This window comes from Mesorhizobium sp. M2C.T.Ca.TU.002.02.1.1, assembly GCF_003997225.1.
Map to the genome: position 1 here is coordinate 1 of NZ_RZTO01000713.1, position 3,233 is coordinate 3,233.

3 protein-coding genes are annotated in these 3,233 nt (G+C 61.3%); all 3 read left to right on the forward strand.

The annotated features are described in order from the left end of the window. On the forward strand, positions 1 to 580 hold a 580-nt coding region (locus tag EOD07_RS28105), incomplete at its 5' end, for a DsbA family protein (protein ID WP_164772602.1). A gap of 252 nt (positions 581 to 832) precedes the next feature. Then, positions 833 to 1,234, forward strand: coding sequence for a DUF6252 family protein (locus tag EOD07_RS28110; protein ID WP_127237707.1), 402 nt, complete (start codon positions 833 to 835; stop codon positions 1,232 to 1,234). Between the two features lie 356 nt (positions 1,235 to 1,590). Continuing rightward, positions 1,591 to 3,233: ABC transporter ATP-binding protein/permease (locus EOD07_RS28115; RefSeq protein WP_164772603.1), on the forward strand; the 1,643-nt coding region annotated here is incomplete at its 3' end.

Genomic DNA, 3,233 nt, shown 5'->3' on the forward strand with positions numbered 1-3,233 from the left:
GGGCATTGACGTGCATGTCCGCTGGCGGCCATTCCAGCTCGATCCGACCATCCCTCCGGCAGGCATGGATCGCCGCCAATACATGCTCGGCAAGTTCGGCAGCGAGGAACGCATCCGCGAGATCCACGCGCGCATCGAGCCGCTCGGCGAAGCCGAGGGCATCCATTTTGCATTTGGCGCCATCAAGGTCGCCGCCAACACGCTGGATGCTCATCGGGTCATCCGCTGGGCCGGCGCCGCCGGCGAGGACGTGCAGAACCGGCTGGTGCGCCGCCTCTTCCAGCTGAATTTCGAGGAAGGCGTGAACATTGGCGACCATGCCGTGCTGGCAACGGCCGCCGGCGAGGCCGGCATGGATGCGTCCGTGGTCGAGACGCTGCTGCCGACCGACGCCGACGTCGAGGCCGTCCGCAATGAGATCGCCACCGCTTCGCGCATGGGCATCACCGGCGTGCCCTGCTTCCTGCTCGAAGGCAAATACGCGGTGATGGGCGCGCAGGATGCTGACACGCTTGCCGACGCGATCCGCCAGGTGGCCCAGGCCAAGGCGCGCGGCGAGCTCGAAACCGCCGCTGGCTGAGCGTTCCTACGATGCAATTCCGGACGGAAAGCCGTCGCGTACTTTTCCTGGATTGCTCCTGCTTAACAGTCGGCTCGCCACCCACGATCTGGTGAATCGCCCTGAACACGGCGCTAAGCTAAAACCCCGGAAGGATTTAACTGATTTGAGGGGCGCGGGATGGTCAAGCGTCGCGCATTGTTACTGCTGTGCTTGCCTTTCGCACTAGGGCTTCCGCTGACATTGCAGCGCGTGTCCGCCGAGGAAGCCGTCATGTCGGCGACTTTTGAAGGCAAACCCTGGACAGCGTCTTTCACCTTGGCCCAGACGATGCAGATGGGCGGCAAGCCGATGCTGAACCTGTCGGGAACCGAGCAGGGCTCACCGACCAAGACCTTCAATTCGATGCTGGTGCTCAAGGATTCGAACGACCTTGCCGGGAGCTATAAACTCAAGGCCGGGTCCGCCACGAACAGCGCCAGTTTCAATATCCTCGATTCCGGCACCATGGTCGGCCATGTCCGTTTCGCCGGCGGCGAGATCGTCATCGACAAATACGACCCTGCCGCCAAGACCATCTCCGGCCATTTCAGTGCCTCGGGAAAAGACGAATCGGGCAAGCCTGTAGAGCTCACGGACGGTAGATTTTCGGGCATTTCGGTCATCGCGCAGTAGCCATTTCGGCTGACCGGCGCCTCTTTTTCGTTCACAAACCCGTGTTTTTTGCTTCCCTTAGGGAAGCTTTTCGCCGACTGGCTCAATTGCCCTTAACACACTGGAATAAAAGCCGAATTCCAGGCGATGAATGGTCTGCCGGCGCCGGCTTTCTGTTGCGCGTGCGCCACGGCGGGTAACCCTGTTCACATTCTTCGCCAGAAAATTAATGGAAAATGATCAATTGGTGTTACCCTGTGTAACAAAACTAGAAAGGTTTGGGCGGGATCGTGATTGGGGTCGGCAGACCGCGACGTACAGTACCGGAGCAAATATCCAACGAGGCAAAGACCTCGTCCCTGACGCCGGTATCGTCGATGCGTACATTCTGGGGGCTGATGCGAGCCTACTGGTTCTCCGAACGCTGGAAGGAAGCCTGGACCCTCACCATCGTCATAGCGCTGCTGACGGCGCTGTCCAGCAAGGCTGGCGTCTGGTTTGCCATGGCGCTGGGCGAGTTGGGCAATTCGATTGCCTTCCTGCACGACGCGGCCAACACGCACCCCTTACAGACCATCCTGACCAATGCCGGCATATTGGTGCTGCTTGTGGTGCTGAAGGATGCCGGTCTTACCGGCGTGCGCAATCTGGTTTCGACGACTTTGCATCGCAAATGGCGGGGCTGGCTGAACAACCAGTTCAACCAGGCCCTGCTCGACGGCAACCATACCCATTTCCATGCGCAGCACGGCTCGGTGGCGGGCGGCATCGTCGCCCCGGACAACATCGATCAGCGCATCCAGGAATCGATCAAGGACATGACCGGCGGCGCCATCGGTCTCGCCATGGGCGTGCTCGGCGTGGCGACGTCGCTCTATTTCATCGGTGAGAACCTGATCGGGTCTTCGGTCGAGGTCAAAGGCCTGGAATTCCTGGGCAGCTATGGCACAGCGGTCCTGGCTTTCCTTGCCGTCGCCACCTATGTGCCGTTGAACACCTGGATCGCGGTCAAGCTCGGACGACTGCTCGAGCGGCTCAATGTTCGCATGCAGCAGGCCGAGGGCAGCTACCGCGCCGAGCTGACGACGTTCCTGCGCCGCAGCTTCCATGTCGCCGCCTCGCATGGCGAAGGCGTGCAAAAGTCGATGCACGACAGGCTCTATGTCGATATCGACAAGACGTGGGGGCGGCTCAATATCGTCAACACGAGCTACACGTCGTTCGAGCTGATCTACAATTTCGTCGGCGCCCGTATCATTGCCTACGCCCCGGGCCTCGTGTCGTTCATCCACAACCGTCTCGACTACAAGGGCTACATCACCGGCTCCGAAATGGTCGCCCAGTTGATCAGCCAATGCTCGTGGTTCATCCATGTGATGCCGGCGATTGCGACGCTCAGGGCCAACAGCCAACGCGTGACCGAACTCGCCGACGCCATCGAGAACGTCCAGAACCCGCGGGAATTCTATCAGCAGACCGGTCGCTCCGACTTCAGCTACGCCAGGCAGAATCCGGTGTTCGGCCTGACCATCCAGAAGCTCGAACTGGCGCATCAGGGCGAAGACGCGACACCCTTCCTCAGCGCCGCCAATCTGCGCTTCCGCCGCGGCGAGTGGACCTTCCTCAAGGGCGAGTCCGGCTGCGGCAAGACCTCGCTGATCAAGGCGATCAACGGCCTGTGGGCTTACGGTCGCGGCACCATCGTCTTCCCGGAGGGCGTGACGAGCTTCTACGCCGCTCAGGAGGTGAAGCTGCAGCAGGTCTCACTGAAGCAGCTCGTCTGCCTCCCGGGTTCAGAAAACGACCACAGCGACACGCAGGTTGCGGCCGCCCTGCACAAGGCCGGTCTCGGCGATTTCATCGGCCACCTGGCCGACGAGAGCCGCGAGGGCAAGATCTGGGATCAGGTGCTTTCGGGCGGCCAGAAGCAGAAGCTGGTGGTCGCGCGCATCATCCTGCGGCAGCCGGGACTTCTGTTCCTCGACGAGGCGACCGGCGCGCTCGATCCCGAGGGCAAGAT